Genomic DNA, 23,820 nt, shown 5'->3' on the forward strand with positions numbered 1-23,820 from the left:
TGCGCCCCCGACTTGCAGGTCCTGGCCCCGCCCGTCAAGACACTCCGCACCGAATGGGCGGGTGGAAACCTTGTCAGTATCGGATCGGGGAAATGCATGTCAATCACTTAGATGGGAGTGGGACGGCCGGAAATCCATGACCAGTTCCCCGCCGACCATGGCGACCCGGCTGGCGAAGAACTGCATGAGGGGGATGCCGCGGCCCCGCTCGGAGGAGGCGGTGTCCGGCGGGGTGTGGGCGCCGAGGTCGAACCCCTGGCCTCCGTCCACGACGCCGACGCGGAACCCGTCCCCCGGGATGGGCCTGGCCCAGAGTTGCACCGAACCCGCGCGGTCGCCGGGGCTGCCGTGGAGCACGGCGTTGGAAAGGGCCTCGCGAACCGCAAGGAGCGTGTCGTACCGGTCCTGCCCGCCGTGGGGGGCGGTCCAGCCCTTGCCGTCCAGGAAGGCCTCCAGGGCTTCGCAGGCGTCGTCGATGGCTTCCAGGTCGGCGGGGAGGTCCAGGGCCAGATGGTCGGAATCCGGCGCCGGGGGAGGCTGTTCCAGGGCCACCACGAGCAGGTCGTCGCCGAAGTTCCCCCCGGCGTGGGCCCGGGCGGCCTCGGAAACCAGGTTGATGGCCTGGTAGATGTCGGTGCCGCGGAGGTTCTCCCAGATGGGACCGGCCAGGTCGAGGAAGGTGTGATTCTCGGGCGAGAGCGCGTCGAAGAAGCCGTCGCTGCCCAGCAGCAGGCGGTCCCCGGGGGCGAGGATGACCACCTTCTCCTCCACGATGGGTTCGTCCAGGACGCCCAGGGGCGTCCCGTTGATGGCGATGGGCCGCGTCGTGCCGCGGGTGGCGCGGTGCCACAGGGCGTGGGGGATGCCGGCGTTCAGGAGGTGGATCCGCCCCGTGGCCGGGTCCCAGTGGCCGAACAGGCCGCAGATGGGCACCTCCGAGAAGGGCCCGGCCTGGATGGCCCGGTTCAGCTTGAACGCCAGGGCGCGCAGGTCCAGGTCCGAGGCCAGGAAGTTGGTGAGCATCCCCAGGTAGGCCGCCACCGCGTAGGAACTGATGACCGAATGCCCGGCCACGTCGGCGATGGCGAAGAAGATCGAGCCGTCCTCCCTGCGGAAGGCCCGGAACACGTCGCCGCCCGCGTCCGTGAGGGGTTCCGAGATGGAATAGATGGGCATGTCCTTCTCGGGGATGGCCTCCATGGCGCGCTGGGCCATGCGCACGGCCTGGGCGGTCTCGTGGCTGCGCAGGATCTTCACCCGTGTGGCCTGGTCGGCGCAGAGGCGCTCCACGGTGGAGACGAGGATCGCGGACTCGAAGGGCTTGGTGAGGAATTCGTTCACATGGAGGTGGAGGGCCTCCCTCATGGATTCGGTGTCGTCGGTGGAGGAAAGCATCAGGATGGGAATGGAGGCGTCCAGCTTGCGCACCTTCGCCGAGAGCCGCAGGCCGTCCAGCCTGGGCATGACGATGTCGGTGACGAGGATGGAATGGCGGCCCGGATTCCTTTCCAGGGCCTCCCAGGCCTCCTGGCCGTCCCGGGCCTCGTCCACCACGTAGCCGGCCTTCACCAGCCAGCTGCGCAGCAGGCTCCGGGTGGTGTTGCTGTCCTCGGCGAGCAGGATGACCGGGGCCCCTTCGGGCCGGGGTTCCGCCGCCTGCTCCTGCCGGGAGCGCGCCGCGGGGCGCATGTTCATGACCTTCCGGATGGCCTTGGCCATGTCCAGGATGGTCACCGGCTTGAGGAGCACCTCGGCGAAGGGGGTGGCCATGCCCTCCAGCGGCATGGCGTCCTGGAAGGCCCCGGTGATGAGGATGGCGGGCAGGTCCGGGCAGATCTTGCGGATCTTCTGGGTGAGCTCCACGCCCGACATGTTGGGCATGGAGAGGTCGGTGACCAGGAGGTCGAAGTCCTGGGGGTGATGGGTGACCTCCTCCAGGGCCTCCTGGCTGTCGGAGCGGGAGGTGACGCGGTAGCCCAGCATCTGGAGGCCCTGCTTGCCCAGGGCGCTGAGCACCTCCTCGTCGTCCACGAACAGGATCCGCTCGTGGCCGGTGGGCTCCTCGGGGACCGGTTCCAGGGTCGCGGGCGCCTCGGGGACGCTGCAGGGGAGGACCACCTGGAACACGCTGCCCAGGCCAGGTTCGCTGCGCACCGAGATGGTCCCGCCGTGGGCGTTGACGATGCCGTGGACCACGGAAAGCCCCAGGCCCTTGCCCTCGGTGCGCTCCTTGGTGGTGAAGAAGGGCTCGAAGACCCGCTCCAGGACCTCCGGTTCCATGCCGCAGCCGGAATCCTTCACGGTGAGGACGGCCGCGTTTCCGGCCCGGTCCTCCAGGGTGAAGTCCAGGGTGCCGCCGGCGGGGAGCATGGCCTGCAGGGCGTTGATGGACAGGTTCATGACGACCTGGTGGATCTGGCTGGCGTTGCCGGTGGTCCAAAGGCCCGAGGTGAGGGTGGCGCGCACCTGGACCGTGGCGGGGAAGGTGGACCGCACGAGGTGGATGGCCTCCTTCACCACCTGGGACAGGTCGATGGGCGCGTTCTTCTCCTCCGTGGTGCGGCTGAACGCGCGGACCTGGCGGTTGAGCTCCCCGGCCCTCATCACGGCCTGGTAGATCACCTGGAGCTTGAGGCGGATGGGGCTGTCGGCGGAAAGCTGCCATTCGATGAGCTCGGTGGCGCTGAGGATCGCCGCGAGCAGGTTGTTGAAGTCGTGGGAGACGCCCCCGGCCACCTCCGCCAGGGCCTTCATCTTCTCCATCTGCCGCAGGCTGCGCTCGGTCTCGGCCTCGATGGTCACGTCGTGGACGATGCCGACCCGGGAGGTGGGCGTCCCCGAGGCGTCCCGCACCGGGGCGAGGGTGCATTCGAGGATCTGGGGCCCGCCGGCCGCGCTCCGCCCCGGGAACCGCCCCTGCCAGGCGTCGCCCGCGTCCTCCAGGGGCAGGCCGGGCAGCACGCTGGCCACGGGCTGGCCCAGGATCTCGCCGGGACCGGCCCCCAGGATGCCCTCCATGGCCGGGTTGACGTACAGGAGGATCCCCTCCAGGTCGGCGATGAAGATCCCCTCCGTGATCTGCTCCACCGCGGTGGCCAGGCGTTCCTTGGTGGTTTCCAGGGCGAGGGTGGCGGTGACGTCGTTGAACAGCACCGCGAAGTGGCCCGGCTGGGGACAGAAGGCCAGGCCCGCGAAGGTCCGCCCCCGCAGGCTGCGGTAGTCATCCACCGCCAGGGGCTGGCCGGTGAGGGCCACGCTCCCGAATTTCCGGATCCAATCCGGGGACAATCCGGGGACCAGTTCCAGGGCCCTGCGCCCCACGACTTCGGCCGCCCGGATGCCCGTGAGGCGCTCGTAGGCGGGGTTCAGCTTGACGAAGCGGAAGTCCGCCGGTACGCCCTGGGCGTCGAAGATCACCTCGTGGAGCCCATAGGCCTCGTCCATGAGGTCCTCGAGCCGGCCGGTCTCCGCCACGTCGGCCCGCTCCGGGGCCCGGGGGCGGGGAGGGATGCTTGCCAGTTCCCGCCTGACGGCCTGGGGCAGCCTGGCCAGGCGGCCCGTGGAGATGAAGTCCCGGGCGCCCAGGCGAAGGGCCCGGCTCACCAGGTCCTCGTCCCCGGAGGGGGCGATGATGATGCAGGGCAGGGCCGGGGCGAGGGCCTGGAGGTCCGACAGGACCCTGGGGTAGGCGAGTCCCGGCAGGGCCTGCTCGCAAAGGATCAGGTCCCAGGGGCCGCGGGCCAGGGCGGCGCGGAGATCCTGGGACGTCGCCACGCGTTCGCTGGAGAACGCCAGTCCGGCCTCCTGGAGCGGACGCAGGATCGCCGCCGCCTGGGCCTCGGAGGTCGCGACGAGGAGGATTTTGTGCTGCATGCCGGACCCCGGGTCTCAAGGAGCCAAAAGGAGGTAAAGACCCGGCAACCGGAATGCGGTGGCTCCAGGTGGGCGCCTTCGACTTGCAGGTCCGGATCCTGCACGCCAAGACAGGTGTCCCCGTGGGACGGATTGATGAGGGCAATTATGGGAAAGGGATTTGATTTGTCAAGACTGGACCGTGCCGTCGAGCAAAGCCGAGAATTTCTTGCGGAGCTCCCCGAGTTCCTTGGATTTGAATGAGTTCTTGGTGTGCTCCAGGGTTTCCACCCCGGTACGGATGGTCTCCCGGTACAGCCCCAGCCGCGGACATTCGCGGATGCCGCAGACCCCCTGGCCGGGGTTCGCCTGCAGGGCCAGGTCGAGCAGCTGCTTGAGCTCGAGGGTCGAGGAGGCGAGGTTCCCGAGCACCAGGCCCACCAGGCCGCTCAGGGGCATGACGCCCATGGAGGCGGGTGCCGAGCGGATGTCGGCTTCGATGGCCTTCATCTCGTCCGCCCAGGACTGGAGGCGGATGGAGGACTCCAGGGCGAGGCCCTGGACCTTCCTGAGCCGCACCCCTGTCTGGATGTGCATCACCAGCTCCTCCGTGCGCACGGGCTTGACGAGGTACGCCAGGACGGCGTTGCCCATGGCCTCCAGGGCGGTGTCCATGGACGGGTGGCCGGTCATGAGCACCACGGGAAGGCCCGCGTTCAGGGCGGGCATGTGGCGGATCACGTCGAGCACCGGAGGGCCCGGCATCTGGATGTCCGACACCAGGACGTCGTACCGGCCGGCCTCGAGCTTCTCCCGCGCCTCGGTGGCGCTGGCCGCGCAGTCCACCGTGAACCCGTGGAGGGTGAGGAGCTGCGAGATGGTCCGGAGATACGCCTCCTCGTCGTCGGCGATGAGCAGGTGGCCTTTGGTTTCCATGGAGGACCTTGGGGATGCGGGAGGATGGGGGGCGGGATATGCGGCTATGCAGTTTACCCCGGCTCCGGCGGGGTCCGGGAGTTCTTTGCGGGGGCTTCGGCCGCGCTATCATCGCCCTGCATGGATTCCCTGATCCCCACCCGCATCGAGCTCGCCAGACCCATCCCTCCGCTCACGTACCTCGCTCCCGCCGGACTGCAGCCCGGGACCCGGGTGGAAGTGCGGCTGCGCGCCGGCCGGACCCTGGGGGTGGTGCTGGGCCCGGACCCGGCCCCGCCCGCGGTGAAACTCAAGCCCGTGGACGCCGTCCTGGATCCCTTCCCGCTCCTTCCGCCCCGGTTGTGGGAGCTGCTGGATTTCGCCGGGCGGTACTACGGCTGCGGCCTCGCGCACCTGCTGCCCCTGTGCCTGCCCCAGGCGGTGGCGGCGGACTGGGAGACGCCGCTGCCCTCGGGCACGCGCCTGTGCGACCTGCGCGACGCCGGCGACTGGCCGGGCCTGGCCCAGGCGGGCGCCGCGTGGCAGGCCGGGACCCTGGACCTGCCCACCCTCTTCCATCGCCGGGGCCTGCGGGGCGCGGGCGTCACGGAGGTGCGGCGCACCGCCGCCCCCAACCCGCCGCGGGTGACGCCCACCCAGGCCAAGGTGCTCCTGGCCCTGGAGGGCGCCGGGGGGGCCATGCTGGAAGCCGCGCTCCTGGAGGCCTGCGCCGTGGGCCCGGGGGTTCTGGCCAACCTGGTCAAGCAGGGCGTCCTGGAGCGGGTGAAGCGCCTGGACCTCATGAGCCAGCGCCGGGAGGAGGGCGCGGACCGCGCCGTCGTCCTGAACGAGGAGCAGCGCCGGGCCGTGGCCGCCGTGGACCTGGACGCCTTTTCCGCCTCGCTCCTCTACGGCATCACCGGCAGCGGCAAGACCGAGGTGTACCTGGAACTGGCCGGCAGGGTCCTCGCGAAGGGCCGCCGGGTCCTGTGGCTCGTGCCCGAGATCGGCCTGACGCCGAGGCTCCTGGCGAGGCTGGAGGCCCGGTTCCCGGGGAAGGTGGCCGTGGGCCACGCGGGCCTGAACGCCACGGAACGGCAGGCCGACGTGCTGCGCCTGCTCCAGGACGAGGCGCCGCTGTTCGTGGGAGTGCGCAACGCCGTGCTGGCGCCCCTGAAGGACATCGGCCTGGTGATCGTGGACGAGGAGCAGGAAGGTTCCTACAAGAGCGAGGAGCACCCCCGCATCAACGCTCGCGACCTCGCCGTCAAGCGCGCGCAGCTGGAGGGGTGCCCCGTGGTGCTGGGCAGCGCCACCCCGTCCCTGGAGAGCTGGCACGCGGCCCAGAACGGCCGGTACCACCTGCTGCGCCTCATGGAGCGGCCCGCGGGGGTGACCCTGCCCACGGTGAAGGTGGTGGACCTGCGCGAATGCTTCAAGGAGGAGCGGAAGAAGGTGGTGTTCTCCCCCCTGCTGCTCAAGGGCATGCGGGAGGCCCTATCCTTGGGCCAGCAGTGCTTGCTCCTCCTCAACCGCCGCGGGTTCGAGAATTTCTGGATGTGCCGGGCCTGCGGGAAGACCTTCGACTGTCCCCACTGCGCGCTCAGCCTCACCTACCACAAGGGCGCCTACCGCCTGCGGTGCCACCTGTGCGGCTACGAGACCGCCCCGCCCGAGGTGTGCATCCACTGCGGCGCCGAGCACCTGCGCGGCGTGGGCGAGGGCACCGAGCAGATCGAGGACCAGCTCCGGGCGCTGTTCCCCGAGGCCCGCATCCTGCGGCTGGACCGGGACACCACCACCCGGCGGGGCTCCCTGGAGGCCGGCCTCCTGGCGGCGGAGGAAGGCGCCGTGGACATCCTCGTGGGCACCCAGATGCTGGCCAAGGGCCACACCTTCCCCAAGCTCACCCTGGTGGGCATCCTCAACGCAGACATGGGCCTGAAGATCCCCGACTTCAGGGCCGCCGAGCGCACCTTCCAGCTCCTCACCCAGGTGGCGGGACGCGCCGGGCGGGCCGAGCTGAGCGGACGGGTCCTCCTCCAGACCTACAGCCCCGACCACCCCGCCATCGTCCACGCCGTGGCCCAGAACTTCGAGGGCTTCGCCGCCGAGGAGCTCCCCTACCGGGAGGCTCTTGGCTACCCCCCCTACGCCGCCATGAGCCTCTACCGCAGCGAGGGCGACAGCCCCCGGGAGGCCCTGGAGCCCCTGCGCGCCCTCCGCGCGCGCCTGGAGACCGTTCCCGGCCTGCGCCTCCTGGGCCCCCTGGAATCGCCCATCGCCAAGGTGAAGGACCGCTACCGCATGCAGCTCATCGTCAAGGCCGCCTCCCGGGGCCCCCTGGGCGAGGCCATGCGCGCGGCGCCCCTGGAACCCGGGGGGGCCGTGACGCTGGACCGGGATCCCCTGCAATTTGGGGTATGATCGTCGCATGATCAGGACCCCACTCCTCCTGCTCCTGGCCGCCGTGCCCGTGACCTGCCTGGCCCAGCAGCGGCTGGCGCTGGACGCCGAGCGGCACGACTTCGGCCGGATCCGGGCCGGGGCCAAGGTGGCCCACCGCTTCCGGATCACCAACGCCGGCGACGCCCCGCTGCGGATCCTGCGGGTGAATGCCTCCTGCGGATGCACCTCCACCGTGGTGGGCCGGGACACGCTCGGACCCGGGGAGGGCACGGAGTTGGAGGTGGTGCTCGACGCCTCGGGGTACCGGGGCCCGTTGAAGAAGTTCATCGAGCTCGTCACCGACGACCCGGCCGGGGCCAGCCGGACCCTGGCGGTGGAGGCCGACGTCCTCGCCGAGGTCATCCCGGCGACGCAGGAGATCGCCTTCCGGGACTTGGCTCGCAAGGACCGCCGCAAGCGTTCGGTGAAGCTCACCTCGGGCACCGGCGAGCCCATCGCGGTGCTGGACGCCGAGCTTTCCGAGGCGCCCTGGCTGGGCGTGGCCACCCGCCCCGTGGGCAAGGACGTCTACGTGGACCTGGACCTGCTGGCCCGCAACCTGCCGCCCGGAAAGGAATCGGGCACCGACACCATCGCGCTGCGCGTGGCCAACCCCAATCCCTCCGTCGTCAACCTGCGGGTCACCTGGGAAAAGCTCGCCCCCGTGATCGCCGAACCTCCGCGGGTGGCCCTGGCCGAGCCCGCCGGCCGGGACGTCCCCTGCGACGTGACCCTGCGCAGCCGCGACGGCAGGCCCTTCCGGATCCTTTCGGCCCGGTCCACCCATCCCCTCATCCGGGTGCCGGACCTGCCCGGAGCGGCGCCCCGGCAGAAGCTGCGCTTCGTGGTGGGGGGGGCCCTGCCGGCGGGTAATTGGGAAGAGCAGGTGATCCTGGCCCTGGAAGGCGGGCGGGAGCTGACGATCCGGTTCTCGATGGTGCTCCGGTAGAACGGGAAGGGGCCGGCGGAAGGATTCCCTTCCGCCGGCCCCCGGTCTGGTCAGGGACGGGGCGTCAATGCACCGTGCGCCAAACCCGGGCCTTGGGGTACTGGTTGCTCGACTTGCCCCCGATGGTGGTGGCGGTGAGGGCCGTCTTGCTGGCCCCGGCGGCGGGATTGACCACCATCTTCGTGCCGATCTGGATGGCGCCCCGGGTGCCCAGGGCCATGAAGTCCGAAGCCACCCCGACGGGGACGAACTTGTCGGTGTTGCTCAGGCAGGCCATGTTGGTGCGGGTGTCCTTGACGATGGGGTTGAGCACGTCGCAGATCAGGTTGCTGTGGGTGAAGCCGCTGCCGCCGGTGCAGGGGTCCGCGGCGGTGGGGCCGAAGTAGGACCAGAAGAGGCTCCCTGCGACCACCAGCGGGGGATTGAGGGCCTTGGGCACCAGGCCGGTGGCGGTATCCGCGTCCGGGAAGTTGACGTAGTACCCGAACTTCGTTCCGGACGAGGGCGTCGGGGCGAGGTAGTAGCTGGCGTTGCCCGGCGTGATGATCCCGTTGCCGAACTGGTAGGAAACGCCGGAGGGGAAGGCATTGAAGACCGCCGTGGAGGTGGGGGAGATGGCGATGGGGTTGGCGGAGGCGCCCCAGGCCGCGCTGTCCTGGCGGTCGAAGACCACCGACAGCCGGTGGTGCCCGGGCTTGGGCACGGCGGCGGTGTAGGCGTAGTCCAGCGGATTGTTCTTGTCGCCGCTCTCGATGGCGATGCCCACGGTGGCGGGCACCGGGCCCGTCGCATTGAAGGACTTGCCCGGGAACTCGCCCACGCGGAACGGCGCGGGGAGGGTCGAGTAGAGGGCCTCGCTGTAGTAGCGCTGGGTGACCGTGTAGTTCGACAGGGCCACGGCGCTGCCGCTGAGGTCCTTGGCCACGAGGCGGATGCCGGGGGACGAGGTGGCGGAACCGTCCACGGTCCAGGCCGCCAGGTCGGAGCTGTCGATGCGGTACTTGTAGGTGGGGTTGGGCGTGGTGGTGGTGGGGATGACGGAATTGGTGTCCGTCTTCTGGCTGCCCCAGGACCAGAGGCCGCCCCAGTAGTCGAGGAAGTAGGCCCGCTGGGCCATGCCGGAATTCAGGATGAACTCGAAGGGGACCAGGCCCCGGACCACGGGACCGGGGGGCATGGCGTTGCCGGAGGGGTCGGCGGTGGTCAGCGCCGTGAGGTCCACCGCGGCGAGGATCTGGCCGGTGTAGGCGTCCAGCGCCAGGATGGAGCGGCCCATGGGGGTGGGCTTGCTGTTGGCGTCCAGGAAGTTCGCCTCGATCTCGGGGACGCTGAAGCCTCCGCCGAAGAACACGGCGTCACGCACGACGGGCAGGCCCGAGGAATCGGTGAGCGTGATGCGGGCGACGCTGGGCGTGCAGGTGGAGAAGCCCATGTTCCGGACGACGTTCTGGACCGTGGCGACGGTGGGGGCGCCGGGCCGGGGGAGGATCCTGGCTCCCAGGACGCTGGCTCCGGAGGCGTCGTTGAGCATGGCCTCGCCGGGAACCAGGGACCACTTGAGGGTGGGCGTGTAGGGGTTGTGGATGTCCAGGGCGTAGTAGCTGCGGCCGCCCTTGCCCAGACCGAAAATCACCAGGGCGCGTTCGGGCCCGGGGGAGGACGTGACCTGCTGGATGCCGTCCGCGGGACCGCCGGAGGCCGGGGGCAGGTCCAGGTGGTAGATGACCGGGGCCCCGTCGGTGAGGAAGCGGTGGGGATTGCTGGTCACGGTCAACTGGTCCAGGTAGCCCAGGAAGTCCGTGGGCATGAAGCTCCAGAGCTCGTCCACCGCGCCCTTGGTGATGATGGGCGTGGACGTGTTGCCGCTGACGGCGTTGTCCTGCTTGACCACCTCGCCGAAGGCGTGGAGGAAGCCCTGGTTGGTGCCCACGAGCACGAGGCGGAAGCGGGAGCCGCCGACGCCGGAGAGGGCCGGGGTCAGGCTGCTCGACACGTCGCTGAACTGGTACTCCAGCACCGCGGGGGAGGAATTGACGATGTCCCCCATGATGTTGGGGCGGTTGGTCTTGGCGATGCCGCTGGAATCAAGGTTGGTGGTGTCCCCGCCCATGGCCCACTGGATGACCTGCTGCTGGATCGCGCTCCCGGCGGTGTAGGTCGACAGGCCGGGGTTGTTGCTGGCCCGGCACACGAAATTCTGCAGTCCGTTGGTGGCGTCCGTGTAGGCCGTGCCGGTGTAGGTGAAGGACGTGAGGCCGGGGTTGGGGTTGGCGCTGGTGGCGGGGATGCGGGTGTAGAGATGGCGGTCCTTCCAGGAGCGGTTCGCGGACAGCGCCTGCAGGGCGGACCACTGCGCGGTGTTGCTGTCGATGGTGGTGGTGACTGCGCCAAAGCGGTCCAGGAACTGGAGGGTGTCGTTAGCCAGGCGCGTGCCGAACATGAGCAGGTCGCCGGTCCACACCGATCCGCCGTTGGGGGGGGGCTGGAACTTGCCGATGAAGATTTCGCCGGAGAGCGCGGCCCCCACATAGGGCGTGTTGGGGTTGGTCACGGTGTTGATGTTCGACGCGCCCACGGCGGACTTGATGGCGTAGACGAGGCTGTTGCTGAGGTTGTCCGGATTGGTGGCGTCGAAGAAGTAGAGGGATCCGGAAACCCGGCCCCCGTTGCCGTCGTTGAGGGTGGGGTCCCACTGGAAGGGGGTGAGGGTGCTCGCATCGTTCCAGGAGGAGAGGGTGGGGTCGCCCACCGCGGCGGCCAGGAAGAGGCTGCGCTTGGGGCTGGCGGCGTCGGTGTACTGACCGGCCAGACTCACCCCGACGGTCATGGTGGTGACCAGGTGGGGCTTGGTGAACTGGGTGGTCATGCGTCGGAAGAGGGAGAAGGGCAGGAAGGAGGAGGGCGTCCCGCTCTTGACGGCGGAGCCCGGGAGCCCCGGATCGACCGAGGCAAGGTAGTCCACGCCCGGGGTGCCCAGGGACGTGTCGCCCAGGTGGGCGGCGATCCCGGCGAAGGTGAACAGGTTCCACCAGGATCCGCTCCGGTCGACGTTCGTGGGGGAGGCGATGACGGCCTTGTTGCCGGCCACGGCGTCGATGCTGCTGACGCCCGAGGAGGTGATGAAGTAGGGCGTCGTTCCGTTGGGGTTGTTGGTGCCGGTGTTGTTGTTGTCCGCGCCGTCGGTGAACAGGATCAGGAAGTGGTTCATGCACTGGGACGGCGCGTCGGCCCCGATCTCCACGGAGTTGAAGACGCTGTCGGGATCGGTGAACTGGGCCAGGCCGCGGGCCATGGCGTAGGTGAGGGGCGTGCCATTGTCGGCGAAGAGGGCGGCGATGCGCTTCATGCCCGTCACGGAATTGCCGGAGGTGGACGTGATGCCCTGGGCGGTGGTGTTGTTGAGGACCTTCCAGGCCGAATCGGTGCCGCGCTGCCAGGTGGTGAAGGTATTGGGGACCGTCTGCGTGGTGGCGCTGTCGTTGTTGATGGTGGTCTTGTAGGTGGGGTTGCTCTCCGAGGCGGTGTCCAGGAAGCGGAATGCCCAGATCACGTCCGCCTGGAACTGGATCCAGGTGGTGATCGCCGCGCGCTTGGAGGCCTGCGCCCGGGTAAGGGCGGGAAGGACGTTGTCCCTGGCGAACTGGTTGGTCTCGGTGCCGGTGTAGCTGCCGTCCAGATTGTAGGTCGGAACCTTCATCGTGCTGTCGCCGGCCGTGGCGCCGTATCCCTGGCCCCAGGACACCAGGCTCTGGCCGCCCGCGAGGCTCGGGTTGGCCGAGTCGAAGACGATGTACTTCCCGGCATAGGTGCCGACGGTGTACTTGCCGTTGAAGAGCCAGCTGACGTAGGCAGGCTTGTAGACAACGGTGCTGAGGGTGGTGTAGGTCTCCTGGTAGGCGTCCCCGTCCAGCACGTCGTCGCCCGCGTCGAAGGTGTAGTTGGTGTCCATCTCGATCTGGGTGCCGCTGCCGTAGTTGGTAACGGTGCCGTCGGCGGCGGTCTTGGTCTGGCGGTCAAGCACCGTCCAGGAACTCAGGGGGTTGCCCGAGGAATCCTTGTTTGTGATCTTCCACGGAATGGGGATGTCGATGCTGCGGGAGTCCGTGCCCACGGCTGCCACGAACCGCACGTGGCTGGCGGCCCGCACCCAGTTCCGCACGTCGCTGGAGCCGTACGAGGCCCCGTGGAGGCCAGAGCCGGAATTGGCCGATGCCGCGTCGGCTTCGGTGACGAGGCTCCCGTCCGGCTTCACCAGGGCGCCGTTGGAGAGCGTCGAGGTGAGGTAGGTCGCGCCAGGTACCTTGCTTCCACGGGGGTCCAGCGCAGCCGTAACGTAGGCGGGGGCGCCGGAAACGCCCGGATCCCAGGCGGGGACCTGCCAGACGAAGCTCGTGCCCGTCCCCGTGTGGCCTGCTCCGTCCGACCAGCTGATGACGGAATCCGAGCCGCGCTGGGTGAGGGCGGCGTTGAAGGTGACGCTGGCCCCGGCCGTGAAGGAGGTGGCGGAGGTGGTGATGTTCGTGATGGTGTAGGCCGAGGCGGCCGGAACGTTGAAGGTGAAATCGGACCGGTAGAGTGAGCCACCGACGCCCGTGGTGGCGCCGGCGGTCCAGGTGTTGCCGCCGTCGGTGGACCATTCCAGGCTGCGGGTGCTGCGCGTGGTCTTGAGGTAGGTGGTCAGGACCACCGCCGATCCCGCCGAGACCGTGCTGGGCGAGATGGTGATGGGGTTGGTGGTGGTGGTGCCGTTGGCCTGGGTGATGGTGTAGCTCGAGGCCGGGGTGTTCACCTGGCCGGTGATGCCGCCGCCCACGGTGAGGTTGGCCGTCGCCGTGGCCTTGCCGGTGCCGGATCCGCCCACCGACCGCACCCGGATGGGGTACACGCTGGACGAGGAGCAGTTGGGGCCCAGGCTGCTGACGTCCACGGCGCCCGCGCCGTTGACGGTGACGGTGTAAGTAGCGTAGGTGTTCGCGCAGCCCCGGGCCTGGGCACGGATGGTGTAGGTGTTCACGCCCGGCACGGCCACCACCGCCGGGTGGAGCGTGAAGCTCATGTTCCGGTAGGGATCGTTGTCCCCGATGTCGGCATTCCTGAAGAGCGGGTGGAACATGAGGGTTTCCATGGACCCCGAGAAGTCGAAGATGGTCAGGACCTCAGGCTTCACCTTGGTGTTGGTGGACTGCTGGTACAGGTTCAGGAAGTCCGTCTTGCTGCCCTGGAGCTTGGGGTCCAGCTGGGCCATGGCGGGCAGGGCCAGCGCCATGAACAGGGCCGTGAGCGTGGGGCGGATTCGGATGGCCATGGGGATGCTCCTACTGGCTGATCGCGGTTGAGACCCAGAGTTCCTTGGCGTGGATGAAGGTGACGCCACCCACAGACACACGCGCATCGGCCCGGAAGGCCCAGAGGTCGGGAAGCAGGTTGCTCTGCTCGCCCGTGGCCGGCTTGAAGGACCCGTCCCCGACGCCCTGGCTCTGGTTGGCCATGGGCAGCTTGCCCATGCGGGTCAGGCCGGCGGCGAAGGCCTGGTTCATGACCGTCCCGGCCGGGGTGGTGACGGCAGGCAGGGCCACCGCGTCGTCGGCGGACGCGGGGTTGTAGAGGGAGCCCGGTGACATCAGGTCCCAGGCCTTCCCCGAAAGGCCGTTGGCCTGCAGGAGGGAGGCGCGCAGCGCGTTGAGGTTCCCTTCGGGACCGCTGGGCGCGGTGGCCCGGTTCTTGTCATCCATCCAGAAGATGGACCATTCCATGCCCGAATCCGCAAGATTCCGTGCCAGGGAGCCCTGGCGGGTGGTGCCGGAGATGACCACCTCCCGGAACGAGTTCCGGGACATGCCCACCGCGGTGAGGGTGATGAAGACCAGCAGCATGAGGGCGACCAGGATGGTGATCCCGCCCGCCTCGCTCCGGTTCCGTTCCGATGGTTTGCGCATGTTCGTCGACTCCGTTCAATTCATCGAAAGGCCGAAATGGCGCGGGACCATGACGACGCTCTGGACCTGTTCCTGGTAGGCGAGGGTGGTGCCGGAGGCCGAATACTCCGGGCGCTGTCTGGAGGTGCGGGTGGTGACGTCGATCCGGACCATCACGGGGACCGACCTGAACCAGTTGAGGTCGGTGCCGATGGACGTGTAGTCGGGGCGGCCCGACACGGCGAGCTGGGCGTTGAGGCCGGCCTTCATGGCCGCCCAGGTGGTGTAGCCCGGGCCGCCCACCCAGGTCTTGCCGGCGTCGCCGCTGATGAAGACCCGAAAACCCGAGACGTTCTCGGTGACGATCTGCTGGGGCAGGGTGGGGGTGAAGCCCGAAGACAGGTAGAGGCCCTGGTCCCTCACCAGGCAGAGGGTGGACGCCGTGCTGTTCGCGGGATCCAGGTTCAGGGGCACGATGGAGTACCTGACCTGCTGCTTGCCGCGCACGAAGACGGTGGAGGTGCCCGCGATGTGCGGCGCCTTGTTGGGCAGGCCCGAGGCCCCGCTGCCGGTGGTGTTGGCCGACGGGTCGGCCCCGACGATGACCGTCACGTCGCCGTCGGTGGGAGGGCTGGGGATGCTGGCGATGTAGACGGGATCGTAAGTGTCCTTGAAGATCAGGGTCTGCCCCACCGCCACCTGCTTGGCGTAGGAGATGTCCTTGCAGTTCAGGGTGTAGGTGAAGTCCGCGGTGGTGGCGGCGGCGGTTTCCATTACCAGCTGCGCGGCGGACTTGGGCGGGGTGCCGGCGACCTTAAGGGTGGCCTCGAAGGGCAGCGCCTCGTCCATGCAGAAGAACAGCTCGTCGGCGCCCTGCGTGACACCCGGAATGGGCGCGCCGGCGGCGGCCTTGGCGTCCGGAAGAATGAAGAAGCCTTCGTTCGTCGTGGAGTACTGGGTGGGAATGGACAGGTCGGTGAGGTACATCCCGGCGTTGTTCAGGTCGTCGTAGAGCAGGTCGATGGACATGCGGTTGCGCCGGGCGCTGGAGAGCTTCTCCCCGGTCTGGGTGAAGGTGTTGAGGGTGGACCGGAAGACCGTCGTCATCCCCGCCATGAGGATCATGACGAAGAGGAGGGCGACCATCATCTCCACCAGGGAGAAGCCGTCGGAAGCTGAGAAGGTGGGCCGCCTAGCCATGGAGGATGCTCCGGGAGATGTTGACCGTCCGCACCGCACGCGTGCCCGCGGCGTCCACGTCGTCCGCGAACTCGACCGTCACCTGGTAGCTGGTGGTGGATCCCGTGCCACCGGCGACGGTGGTGGTGGTGCCTTCCACGATGGTGGCCACGTAGCGGACGGTGGGAGAGAGCGCGGGCTTGCCCGCCACGGGGGCCGTGGTGGCCGGCGCGACGCTGCTCAGGTTGGTGGTGGCGTCGTAGGTCTCGTTGTAGGCCAGGTACTGGGTGGCGCCCTTGTTCACGAAGGTGAGGGTGGGCAGGGCGCCCGGGGGGCCGAAATTCGTGGCCGTGAGGTTGAGCCAGCTCAGGCGCCCCTCGGCTTCGATCTGGTCCATGATCCGGTCCGCGATCTGCACGGCGTTGGTGAGGCTCTTGCTGCCCCGGGCAGCCTTCAGGGACATGGTCTGGAGCATGGAAATGCCGAGGATGCCCACCGCCAGCACGAAGGCCGCCATGAGCATCTCCACCATGCTGAAGCCGGCCTGCGCGGACCGCCCACGGGGAATTGAGCGCGTAGTCATCAGATCTTCCTCCACTTGCCTGCGTTCAAGCTGCCGCTCATGACGCCCGGGTTGTAGAACTTGTAGATGGTGCCCCCGTTGGCCAGCACCACGATGAGACCCATGGGACCGCCGGCGACGGGAGCCCCGTTGCGGCTGCTGATCACCTGGATGAAGAAATTGGACGTGAACCGCTTGTTGGCGCCGCTGATGAGCACGCCATTGTCCGTGGTGCCGCCCTGGAAGAGGTTCTGGGCGGCCACGGCAAGGATGCCCTGGAAGCCGGTCGCGGCGTCGTTGAAGGGCGGCACGGTGGTGATGCTGTCGTTGCCCACCGCGGCGGCGGTCCAGGCCGCGGCGTTGGCGTTGGTCACCACCTCGACGTTCAGGTGCTCCCTCAGGAGGCCGGTGGCGTTGGCGGCCACCCGGAAGGATTCCGACTGGTTCCGGCCGTTTGCGAGGAGGGTGGCCAGGGGAAGGGTGGCGTTGCCGTAGGTCATGATCATCGGGTTGGCCGCGGACCAGTCCCCGTGGGTGGCCACGCGCACATCCGTGCCCGCGGCCATGGCCTGCTTGTGGGCGCTGGCGAGGGTGCCTTCCAGTTCGTCCAGGGTGGCCCGCACCGAGGTGCCCGAGCGGTCCCCGATCAGGACCACACCCGCCACCGCCAGGATCCCGACGATGGCCAGGACCACCAGAAGTTCAGTCAGGGAATATCCGCTGTTGGATCGGGCAGGGGGGGGCATGGGGCGTCCTTTTTGGTTCATCAAAGGATGAATCAATCAAAAGGTCACCACGTCCGAATATAAAATTAACAATAACAAAAATTAGAAAACATGATTGGCCCTCCGGACCCGTGCCGAGCCGGGGTGTGACCCCTTTTTATACACCCCGCCGGCTGGCATCAACGCCTCGCACGGCAGCGATTGGATCCTTCGCCGGGCGTCGTCCCGGCAGCGGACCCCTCTTTTTTCCCGCTGCCGGAAGGCCGGTATGGATTATCTTCTGAGATGATCCCTTGCCAGTGAGGGCGTCCATTCCAACGACCCACAACCAGGAGCCGAGTCATGACCCGTACTCGTAAATCAGAAGGATTCTCCCTGATCGAGCTGCTCCTGGTCCTGGCCATCATCGGGATCATTTCCGCCATCGCCATCCCCTCGTTCCTGGGCCAGCGCCGCCGGGCCCGCATGATCGGCGACGCCAGGGCCAACGCGGCGGTCCTGCGCATGGCCTTGGAAAGCCGCAAGGCCGACGCGGGTGTGTACGGCCCCGCCAACGCGGCCTACACCTGGACGGCCACCGCCGCCCCGGCGGCCTCCGTGAACCCGGCCCCCTCGTTCATCGTGAACCGGGGCACGACCCGCATGGCCTACACCGTGACCGTGGGCGCCACGGGCCTCACCTACCAGCTGGACGTCAGGGATACGACCCTGAACAGCGCGACGGTCTACACCACCAATCAGAACGGCTCCACGGTGTACGAACTCCACTAGTCCGCCCGCTGGAAACGAAAGGAACATCCGCCCCCGCCCCGTGCCGGTAACGGCGGACGGCCGCCGGTCCAGGTTCTGCGCCTGCACCACCTGCGAAGGCCGGGCCCCGCGCGGGTTCCGGGCCCATGCTGGGCGCCGGAGGGGGCCATGGGTCACGGCGGGTTTTCCCTGATCGAGGTGATGACAGTCATGGCGGTCGCCGGGCTCGCACTGGGCGGAATCGGCAGGCTGGTGGAAGGCACCGCGCGGGCGGGGGCGGGCGTGGATGTGCGCCTGCAGGCCCGGTGGGCGGCCCTGGGGGCCCTGGAAGGGGAGCCGCCCGGCTCCCGGGGTCCGGTGGCGGTGGCGGTGGGCCAGGTGGGGGACCGGCGGGAGGCCCGGGTGTCCTGGCCCGGGGGCACGCTCCGGCTGGACGTTTGGGTGGGCCATGACTGAGCGGGGGCACACCCTGGTGGAACTGATGGTGGCGCTCCTTCTCATGGCATGCCTTACCGCCGGCTTACTTCTTTTCCTGAAGGCCTGCTATGAAACCCTGGGCCGGACTGCAGAGCGGGTGGCGCTCCGCCGGGGGCTGCGCCGGGCCGCGGACCAGCTCTCCTGGGACCTGCAGGAGGCGGGCTTCCAGGTTCCCTTCGGGGAGCCCCTGGGGGGGCCGGGGGTGGCCGTGGGTCCGTCGGGGGAACTGATCATCCTGAAGGACGAGGTGGCTCCCCATCGGGGCCGCCTGGACGCCCCGCTCCCGGTGGGGGACCCGGCGCCCCTCACCCGCCGTGTCCGGGTGAGCGCCGACGGGCCCGTGAAGCTGCAGGCGGGGGATGTGCTGCTCGTGGAGGACGGAGCCTGGGAGGCCCTCCGGCTCACGGGGCCGCTGGACCTCCGGTCCCGGGAAACGGGAGAGGCGATCGTGGCGGCCCTGGAGGGGGAGGTTCCCCGGGCCCACGGGGATGGGGCGCCCGTGGCGTTCCTGCGCCTCCGGCGCACCCAGGCCTACCGCCTCGAGGGCTCGAACCTGGTGCGCCGGTGCGGCGGGGGGCGGGCCCGGGTGGTGGCGGAGCGCATGGAGGCCTTCTGGGTGGACCTGGAGGCGGGGTCCCCGGCGGTGAAGGTGACCCTGGAAGCCCGGGGCCCCGCCGGGGAGCGGTGCGCCCTGGTGGTGGCCCGGGTTCCCCGGAACGGGCCCCCGCGTTGAGGGGCGGCGCCGCCCTCCTCATGGCCATGGCGGTGCTGGCGCTGTGCGCGGGCACGGCCTGGATGGTGCACCGGGCCGTGCTGCGGGACCTGGTGGTGGAAGGGGAGGCCCTGCGGGGGATCTGGGCGTCCCTGGCCGCCGACGGCGCCGAAGCCTGGTTCATGCGGGAGGGCTGGAAGAACCTTCCGGAGCCGGGCGGGGGGGAGGACCGGGCCCGGGAGGCCGGCTTCGCCCTGGCGGTGCCCCCCTGGGTCTTTTCCCGGGAGCCCGCCCAGGAGGGCGAGGTGCGGGCGCACTTCCTGGGTCCGGCGCGCCGGTGGCCGGGCTCGGGGCTCTGGCGCCTGAAGGTGGTGGGCCGGGCGCTGGGGCCCCGTCCTTTCGTGCAGACCCGGGAGGTTTACGTGACGATCCCGGAGGAAAGGGGGCCACCAGTCAGACGAGCGTGGCGGATCGTCCGCTGAAGCCGGGAGCCTGCTAAGCTGAATCCGTGGAGCTTGATATCGCCGAACCCCTGAAACTGATACCGAAGAAAGGGTTCGGCCAGCATTTCCTTGTGCAGGCGTCCGCCATTCAGGCCATCGTGGGGTCCGTGCTGGCCAGTCCGGCCACCCGGATCCTTGAGATCGGCCCCGGCCCCGGCGTGCTCACCGCGCCGCTCCTGGAGGACGGGCGCCCCCTGTGGGCGGTGGAACTGGATCCGGAGGCCGTGGCGGTCCTGGAGCAGCGCTTCCAGGGGGTCGCGACCTTCCACCTGATCCACGGGGACGCCGTTCACGCTCCCCTGCCGGAGGGACCGGCCTTCACCGTCGCCGGGAACCTCCCCTACAACGCCTCCACCGCCATCCTGGGCCGCTTCCTGACGGAGCCGGTGCCCTGGGAGCGCATGGTCTTCATGTTCCAGCTGGAGGTGGCCCAGCGGATCCTGGGGAAGCCCTCCACCAAGGACTACGGCCCCCTTTCCGTGCTGGCCCAGCTCTGCTGCCGGGTGACCCGGGTCCTGAAGCTGGGGCCGGGGGCCTTCCGTCCGGCGCCCAAGGTGGATTCGGCCGTGCTGCTCTTCGAACCCCTTCCCGGCGCGCCGGCCCTGGAGGTCCGCCGGGACCTGCTGGCCCTCCTGCACCGGAGCTTCAACCACCGCCGCAAGACCCTCGCCAACAACTGGCAGGGCTGGCTGCCCCCCGAAAAGATCCAGGATCTCCTCGCCGCCCAGGGCCTTGCGCCCGCCGTGCGGGCGGAAGCGATCCCTCCCCGCACGTGGCTCGAACTGTTCCACGCCCTTTCCTGAAAGCATTAAATGGATTTCTCCTCCCCCCCCTTCATCGACTGGCAGAACCCCCCCGCCAAGGACGAGCTGCGGCTCATCCCCATCGGCGGCCTGGGGGAATTCGGCATGAACGCCCTGGTCGTCCACACCGCCAAGAGCCTTTTCCTGGTGGACTGCGGTCAGCTCTTCCCCTCCGAGGACCAGCCCGGCATCGACAGCATCATCCCCGACTTCGCCTACCTGGAGCCCTTCGCGGACCGCATCGACGCGGTGCTGCTCACCCACGGCCACGAGGACCACCTGGGCGCGCTGCCCTACTTCCTGGAACGCTGGCCCGTGCCGGTCTACGGTACCGCCTTCACCATGGGCATCCTGGAGGGGAAGCTGAAGGAGCACGACCTCTGGAGCCCCAGGCACATGCACGTGGTGGAGGACTTCGCCCGGGTCAAGGTGGGCCGCGGCGAGATCCAGGCCGAGTGGATCCCCGTCACCCACAGCATTCCGGACGCGTGCGCCATCGCCCTGCACACCCCCTGGGGCGTGGTGGTGCACACCGGCGACTACAAGCTGGACCCCACCCCCGTGGACGGGCGCCTCACCGGCACCGCGCGCCTGAAGGAGCTGGGCGACGCGGGCGTGGCGGTGCTGCTGTCGGATTCCACCAACATCCTCAACACGAAGCCCACCCCCAGCGAAGAGGAATGCCGCGGCGGCCTGCGGGACGCCTTCCGCGCCACCAAGGGCAAGCTCTTCACGGCGACTTTCAGCTCCAACATCCACCGCATCCAGATCTTTCTGGACCTGGCCTACGAGGAGGGCCGCAAGGTCTGCCTCCTGGGGCGCTCCATGGAACGCAACGTCGCCGTGGCCCGGAGCCTCAAGCGCCTGGCGCTTCCCGACGACCTCTTCATCGAGCCCAAGGAGGTCCCCCTCTTCCCCGCCAAGAAGGTCGCCGTGCTGTGCACCGGCTCCCAGGGCGAGGAGATGGCCGCCCTGCAGCGCATCCTCAAGGGCGAGGTCAAGGGCATCAAGATGGTCGAAGGCGACAGGCTCCTGCTCAGCTCCCGCGCCATCCCCGGCAACGAGGTGAGCATCTCCCGCACGCTGGACACCGCGGCCCGCCTGGGCGCGGAGACCACCCTGGAGGGCCTGGGCGTCGTCCACGCCACGGGCCACGGCCACCGTCCCGATTCGGCCGAGATGATCTCCATGGTGCGCCCGCGCCACATGGTGCCGGTGCACGGCACCTTCCGGAACCTCAAGGTGCACGCCCAGCTGGCCGCGTCCATGGGCTACGACAAGGAGCACATCCTCTTTCTGGACGGCGGCGAGTGCCTGCGCCTCTTCAAGGACGGCAGGGTCAAGGAGGCCGGCAGCGTCCCCGTGGGCAAGTGCTTCGTGGACCAGGGCGTGGACCACATGGTGGACGCCCGGGTCATCCACGACCGCCTCATCCTCCAGGAGGACGGCATCGTCATCGCGACGCTGGTGGTGGATCCCGAGACCGGGGACCTGGCCGCGGAGCCCTCCATCCTCACCCGGGGGTTCGTGGTTCTCAACGACGACCAGGCCTATTCCGAGCTGCTCAGGGCCACCGTGAAGAACGCCTTCGAGGAGGCCCCGCGGGAGGTGCGCAAGGACCGGGACCTGCTGGTGGAGTTCCTGCGCCAGTCCCTGCGCCGCACCATCCGCAAGACCACCCAGACCCGGCCCGTGGTGGTGCCCATGATCCTGGAAACGGGAAGCGGCGAACCGCCGCCGCCGCCGGCTAAGCCCCGCAAGCGTCGGTAGCTACTTCGCGTCCCGGAGCCCCTCCCGCAGCCGCTGCTGGATCTCCTCCATCACGATGATGAGCCGGGCCTGCTGGGCGGGGGAGAGCCCCGCCCGGATGTCCTCCTCGAACTGCTTGCGGCCAGCCTCCTGGGCGCGGCGCAGGGTCATGTACTGGTCCACCACCGGCTTGAGCCGGACGTTCTTCTCGTCCTCGGCCTCGGGGCCCATGAGGATCTGGTGGAACTGCTTGCGGATCTCCGCGGTCTGCTGGCCCCGCTCCATGTGCTCGCGGTCCCAGCGGCCCCACTTCTCAGCCATGACCCGGGCCCGGTCCTCGGTCAGGCCGAGCACCCGGGAGATGCGGTTGACCCGCCACTGGAAGAGCCGGGCCATGAACTGGGGGTCCTGGACCCGGCTGGGACGGGAGGGTCCCGTGCGGTGCGGCCCCTGGGGCTGGGCCTGGGCGGCCAGGGTGGCTGAAAGGCCGAGCATCAGGACCATGCGCATCATCACGGGGGCCTCCGGGCGGATCATCGCTTGGTTTCCTTGGCGGGCTTGGATTCCAGGCCCTCGAGCACCGTGTCGGCCTTCTCGGGGGTGAGCCCGCGCAACAGGGCCACCTCGTCCTCCCCTTCCAGGAACGGGGTTTCGGGCAGCGCGGCGGGCAGTTCCACGGTCTGCGGTGTGTAGGTGGCCTCCACCAGGGGCTGGCGGTTGGCCCGCCCCAGCCAGAAGCCGCCGAACCCCACGGCCAGGAGGAGGCCGGCGGCCAGGGCCCACAGGGCGGGTTGGCGATGGGCCGCCCGGGGGCGGCTGGGCAGCTTGCGCAGCACCCTCGCGGGCAGCTGCTCGAAATAGCCCGCCGGCGCCAGGGCCGTGGGGGCGTCCTGCATGGCCAGCCAGGTGACCCTCGCTTCCGAACAGCCCGCACAGGCCTTCACGTGGGCCTCCACCCCGGGCGGCAGGTCCAGGGGATCCACTTCGATGGCGGCGAGGGCTTCAAGGCAGGTCATCATGGCCTTCCCCCTTTGATCAGGTGCGACAGGTTCTGGATGGCGTGGAACACGTGGGCCTTGACGCTGCCCACGGAAATGTTCATTTCAGAGGCGATCTGTTCGTATTTCCAATCATTTTCGATCTTGAGCATGAGGGCCTGGCGCTGGCGCCTGGGCAGGCGCGGGAGGGCGTCCCGCAGCAGGCGCCTGGACTCCTGGTCCAGGAGCGTGGACATCTGATTGTCCTCCACCCGGAGCGCCAGGTGTTCGGGGCCGTCGGGGGCGGTGTCCAGGCTTTCGTGGCTGGACCGGGTCCGCCCCAGGAAATTGAGCGCCTGGCGGGTGGTGATGGTGATGAGCCAAGTGCGGAAGGAGGACTCGAACCGGAAACCGGGCAGGGCCCGGAAGACCCTGAGGAAGGTCTCCTGCACCACATCGTCGGCGTCCAGGTGATTCTTGAGGATGGAGAAGGCCTTGCCGTACACGTCCCGCTGGAAGCGCTCCACCAGCTTGCCGAAGGCGGCCTGGTCCCCGGCCTGCGCGGCCACGACCCATTCCTGGATCTCGGGACCGTGATAGGGGGAATCCAGGGCTGCCTGCTGCATCAACCTCTCGTCTCTGGCTGGGAACGCAAGGGTAATCATCAGGGGCCCACCCGCAAAGCGCAAGACCCGGACGTGGGTCATGCCTACTAGACCCCGGGGGCGGGGCCCGGGTTGAATGGTATAAAGAATCTGGAGTAACCCATGTCCGCTTCCCTCAGCCGCATCTACCCCCTGCTCACCGAGGCCCAGATCGCCGCCCGCGTGGCCGAACTGGGCGAGGAGATCTCCCGGGACTACACGGGAAAGGACCTGGTCGTCATCGGGCTCCTCAACGGCGTCTATCCCTTCTTCGCCGACCTGACCCGGGCCATCAAGCTCGACATGGACGTGAACTTCATGCGGGTGGCCAGCTACGGCCACGGCCTGGAGTCCACCGGCGAGGTGAAGATCCTCACCGACATCGACAAGTCCATCCGGGGCCGCCACGCCCTGGTGGTGGAGGACATCGTGGACACCGGCCTCACCCTCCACAAGGTGCGCAACCTGCTGCTGGACCGGGAACCCGCCAGCCTGAGGATCTGCACCCTGCTCAGCAAGCCCAGCCGGCGCCGCGTGGAGGTTCCGGTGGACTACATCGGGTTCTCCATCGAGGACCACTTCGTGGTGGGCTACGGCCTCGACCTGGAAGGCAAGCTGCGCAACCTCCCCTACGTGGGCATCTACAACCCCGCCTGAAAG

Annotated in this window: 19 protein-coding genes; 9 read left to right on the forward strand and 10 right to left on the reverse strand. The window is 69.1% G+C overall.

The window, feature by feature from the left end:
- Window positions 1-99: 99 nt before the first annotated feature.
- Window positions 100-3,873: a response regulator gene (locus tag ACZ5LB_RS02635; RefSeq protein WP_464604611.1), complete on the reverse strand. Its 3,774-nt coding sequence runs from the start codon at window positions 3,871-3,873 to the stop codon at window positions 100-102.
- A 168-nt stretch (window positions 3,874-4,041) separates the two neighbouring features.
- Window positions 4,042-4,788, reverse strand: a complete 747-nt coding sequence (locus ACZ5LB_RS02640) for a response regulator (RefSeq protein WP_464604612.1) — start codon at window positions 4,786-4,788, stop codon at window positions 4,042-4,044.
- A gap of 120 nt (window positions 4,789-4,908) precedes the next feature.
- Between ACZ5LB_RS02640 and priA the strand changes: the two genes are divergently transcribed.
- Both priA and ACZ5LB_RS02650 read left to right on the forward strand, forming a co-directional pair.
- Window positions 4,909-7,194 carry a replication restart helicase PriA gene (gene priA / locus ACZ5LB_RS02645; protein ID WP_464604613.1) on the forward strand — a complete coding sequence of 762 codons (2,286 nt, stop codon included), beginning with the start codon at window positions 4,909-4,911 and terminating at the stop codon, window positions 7,192-7,194.
- A 7-nt stretch (window positions 7,195-7,201) separates the two neighbouring features.
- Window positions 7,202-8,164, forward strand: a complete 963-nt coding sequence (locus tag ACZ5LB_RS02650; RefSeq protein WP_464604614.1) for a DUF1573 domain-containing protein — start codon at window positions 7,202-7,204, stop codon at window positions 8,162-8,164.
- A 64-nt stretch (window positions 8,165-8,228) separates the two neighbouring features.
- Here the strand turns inward: ACZ5LB_RS02650 and ACZ5LB_RS02655 are convergent, their stop codons facing one another.
- From ACZ5LB_RS02655 to ACZ5LB_RS02675, 5 genes are read right to left on the reverse strand one after another with little or no spacing between them, the layout of a single operon-like run.
- Window positions 8,229-13,469 carry a hypothetical protein gene (locus ACZ5LB_RS02655; RefSeq protein ID WP_464604615.1) on the reverse strand — a complete coding sequence of 1,747 codons (5,241 nt, stop codon included), beginning with the start codon at window positions 13,467-13,469 and terminating at the stop codon, window positions 8,229-8,231.
- Window positions 13,470-13,479: 10 nt separating this feature from the next.
- Window positions 13,480-14,100: a pilus assembly PilX N-terminal domain-containing protein gene (locus ACZ5LB_RS02660; RefSeq protein WP_464604616.1), complete on the reverse strand. Its 621-nt coding sequence runs from the start codon at window positions 14,098-14,100 to the stop codon at window positions 13,480-13,482.
- 15 nt (window positions 14,101-14,115) lie between these two features.
- The gene (locus ACZ5LB_RS02665; RefSeq protein WP_464604617.1) at window positions 14,116-15,279 is read right to left on the reverse strand and encodes a PilW family protein; all 1,164 of its coding nucleotides are present in this window, start codon (window positions 15,277-15,279) and stop codon (window positions 14,116-14,118) included.
- Complete coding sequence (locus ACZ5LB_RS02670; protein ID WP_464604618.1) at window positions 15,272-15,841, reverse strand: prepilin-type N-terminal cleavage/methylation domain-containing protein; 570 nt, start codon at window positions 15,839-15,841, stop codon at window positions 15,272-15,274. Before ACZ5LB_RS02670 ends, ACZ5LB_RS02665 begins: the two co-directional genes overlap by 8 nt.
- Window positions 15,841-16,566, reverse strand: coding sequence for a pilus assembly FimT family protein (locus ACZ5LB_RS02675; protein ID WP_464604619.1), 726 nt, complete (start codon window positions 16,564-16,566; stop codon window positions 15,841-15,843). Before ACZ5LB_RS02675 ends, ACZ5LB_RS02670 begins: the two co-directional genes overlap by 1 nt.
- Window positions 16,567-16,887: 321 nt before the next feature.
- Between ACZ5LB_RS02675 and ACZ5LB_RS02680 the strand changes: the two genes are divergently transcribed.
- From ACZ5LB_RS02680 to ACZ5LB_RS02705, 6 genes are all read left to right on the forward strand, one after another.
- On the forward strand, window positions 16,888-17,316 hold the full coding sequence (locus ACZ5LB_RS02680; protein ID WP_464604620.1) for a prepilin-type N-terminal cleavage/methylation domain-containing protein: 429 nt from the start codon (window positions 16,888-16,890) through the stop codon (window positions 17,314-17,316).
- A gap of 147 nt (window positions 17,317-17,463) precedes the next feature.
- Entirely contained in the window at window positions 17,464-17,751 is a 288-nt protein-coding gene (locus tag ACZ5LB_RS02685; protein ID WP_464604621.1) for a type IV pilus modification PilV family protein, read from the forward strand.
- Window positions 17,744-18,505 (forward strand): PilW family protein, encoded by a 762-nt coding sequence (locus ACZ5LB_RS02690; protein WP_464604622.1) that lies wholly within the window; start codon window positions 17,744-17,746, stop codon window positions 18,503-18,505. The genes ACZ5LB_RS02685 and ACZ5LB_RS02690 overlap by 8 nt, the downstream gene beginning before the upstream one ends.
- The gene (locus ACZ5LB_RS02695; RefSeq protein WP_464604623.1) at window positions 18,502-18,966 is read left to right on the forward strand and encodes a hypothetical protein; all 465 of its coding nucleotides are present in this window, start codon (window positions 18,502-18,504) and stop codon (window positions 18,964-18,966) included. Before ACZ5LB_RS02690 ends, ACZ5LB_RS02695 begins: the two co-directional genes overlap by 4 nt.
- A gap of 92 nt (window positions 18,967-19,058) precedes the next feature.
- Window positions 19,059-19,790, forward strand: a complete 732-nt coding sequence (gene rsmA / locus ACZ5LB_RS02700; protein ID WP_464604624.1) for a 16S rRNA (adenine(1518)-N(6)/adenine(1519)-N(6))-dimethyltransferase RsmA — start codon at window positions 19,059-19,061, stop codon at window positions 19,788-19,790.
- A gap of 9 nt (window positions 19,791-19,799) precedes the next feature.
- The gene (locus ACZ5LB_RS02705) at window positions 19,800-21,560 is read left to right on the forward strand and encodes a ribonuclease J (RefSeq protein ID WP_464604625.1); all 1,761 of its coding nucleotides are present in this window, start codon (window positions 19,800-19,802) and stop codon (window positions 21,558-21,560) included.
- Here the strand turns inward: ACZ5LB_RS02705 and ACZ5LB_RS02710 are convergent, their stop codons facing one another.
- The 3 genes from ACZ5LB_RS02710 to ACZ5LB_RS02720 are packed head-to-tail and all read right to left on the reverse strand — an operon-like array spanning window position 21,561 to window position 23,142.
- On the reverse strand, window positions 21,561-22,076 hold the full coding sequence (locus tag ACZ5LB_RS02710) for a hypothetical protein (protein WP_464604626.1): 516 nt from the start codon (window positions 22,074-22,076) through the stop codon (window positions 21,561-21,563).
- A complete protein-coding gene (locus ACZ5LB_RS02715; RefSeq protein ID WP_464604627.1) occupies window positions 22,073-22,558 on the reverse strand; it encodes a hypothetical protein in 486 nt (161 codons plus the stop codon). Before ACZ5LB_RS02715 ends, ACZ5LB_RS02710 begins: the two co-directional genes overlap by 4 nt.
- Complete coding sequence (locus ACZ5LB_RS02720) at window positions 22,555-23,142, reverse strand: RNA polymerase sigma factor (protein WP_464604628.1); 588 nt, start codon at window positions 23,140-23,142, stop codon at window positions 22,555-22,557. Before ACZ5LB_RS02720 ends, ACZ5LB_RS02715 begins: the two co-directional genes overlap by 4 nt.
- 141 nt (window positions 23,143-23,283) lie before the next feature.
- Between ACZ5LB_RS02720 and hpt the strand changes: the two genes are divergently transcribed.
- On the forward strand, window positions 23,284-23,817 hold the full coding sequence (gene hpt, locus ACZ5LB_RS02725) for a hypoxanthine phosphoribosyltransferase (protein ID WP_464604629.1): 534 nt from the start codon (window positions 23,284-23,286) through the stop codon (window positions 23,815-23,817).
- The last annotated feature ends 3 nt before the right edge of the window (window positions 23,818-23,820 follow it).

Source organism: Mesoterricola sp. MK458, assembly GCF_055384935.1.

What these genes read in the sequence shown, in the direction of transcription:
- ACZ5LB_RS02660 (WP_464604616.1), bottom strand. Translation starts at nt 14,100, where the DNA reads ATGCGCAAACCATCGGAACGGAACCGGAGCGAGGCGGGCGGGATCACC.
- ACZ5LB_RS02720 (WP_464604628.1), bottom strand. Translation starts at nt 23,142, where the DNA reads ATGCAGCAGGCAGCCCTGGATTCCCCCTATCACGGTCCCGAGATCCAG.
- ACZ5LB_RS02675 (WP_464604619.1), bottom strand. Translation starts at nt 16,566, where the DNA reads ATGCCCCCCCCTGCCCGATCCAACAGCGGATATTCCCTGACTGAACTT.
- ACZ5LB_RS02665 (WP_464604617.1), bottom strand. Translation starts at nt 15,279, where the DNA reads ATGGCTAGGCGGCCCACCTTCTCAGCTTCCGACGGCTTCTCCCTGGTG.
- ACZ5LB_RS02685 (WP_464604621.1), top strand. Translation starts at nt 17,464, where the DNA reads ATGGGTCACGGCGGGTTTTCCCTGATCGAGGTGATGACAGTCATGGCG.
- ACZ5LB_RS02715 (WP_464604627.1), bottom strand. Translation starts at nt 22,558, where the DNA reads ATGATGACCTGCCTTGAAGCCCTCGCCGCCATCGAAGTGGATCCCCTG.
- ACZ5LB_RS02710 (WP_464604626.1), bottom strand. Translation starts at nt 22,076, where the DNA reads ATGATCCGCCCGGAGGCCCCCGTGATGATGCGCATGGTCCTGATGCTC.
- ACZ5LB_RS02690 (WP_464604622.1), top strand. Translation starts at nt 17,744, where the DNA reads ATGACTGAGCGGGGGCACACCCTGGTGGAACTGATGGTGGCGCTCCTT.
- ACZ5LB_RS02640 (WP_464604612.1), bottom strand. Translation starts at nt 4,788, where the DNA reads ATGGAAACCAAAGGCCACCTGCTCATCGCCGACGACGAGGAGGCGTAT.
- ACZ5LB_RS02635 (WP_464604611.1), bottom strand. Translation starts at nt 3,873, where the DNA reads ATGCAGCACAAAATCCTCCTCGTCGCGACCTCCGAGGCCCAGGCGGCG.
- ACZ5LB_RS02650 (WP_464604614.1), top strand. Translation starts at nt 7,202, where the DNA reads ATGATCAGGACCCCACTCCTCCTGCTCCTGGCCGCCGTGCCCGTGACC.
- ACZ5LB_RS02705 (WP_464604625.1), top strand. Translation starts at nt 19,800, where the DNA reads ATGGATTTCTCCTCCCCCCCCTTCATCGACTGGCAGAACCCCCCCGCC.
- ACZ5LB_RS02680 (WP_464604620.1), top strand. Translation starts at nt 16,888, where the DNA reads ATGACCCGTACTCGTAAATCAGAAGGATTCTCCCTGATCGAGCTGCTC.
- ACZ5LB_RS02655 (WP_464604615.1), bottom strand. Translation starts at nt 13,469, where the DNA reads ATGGCCATCCGAATCCGCCCCACGCTCACGGCCCTGTTCATGGCGCTG.
- priA (WP_464604613.1), top strand. Translation starts at nt 4,909, where the DNA reads ATGGATTCCCTGATCCCCACCCGCATCGAGCTCGCCAGACCCATCCCT.
- hpt (WP_464604629.1), top strand. Translation starts at nt 23,284, where the DNA reads ATGTCCGCTTCCCTCAGCCGCATCTACCCCCTGCTCACCGAGGCCCAG.
- ACZ5LB_RS02670 (WP_464604618.1), bottom strand. Translation starts at nt 15,841, where the DNA reads ATGACTACGCGCTCAATTCCCCGTGGGCGGTCCGCGCAGGCCGGCTTC.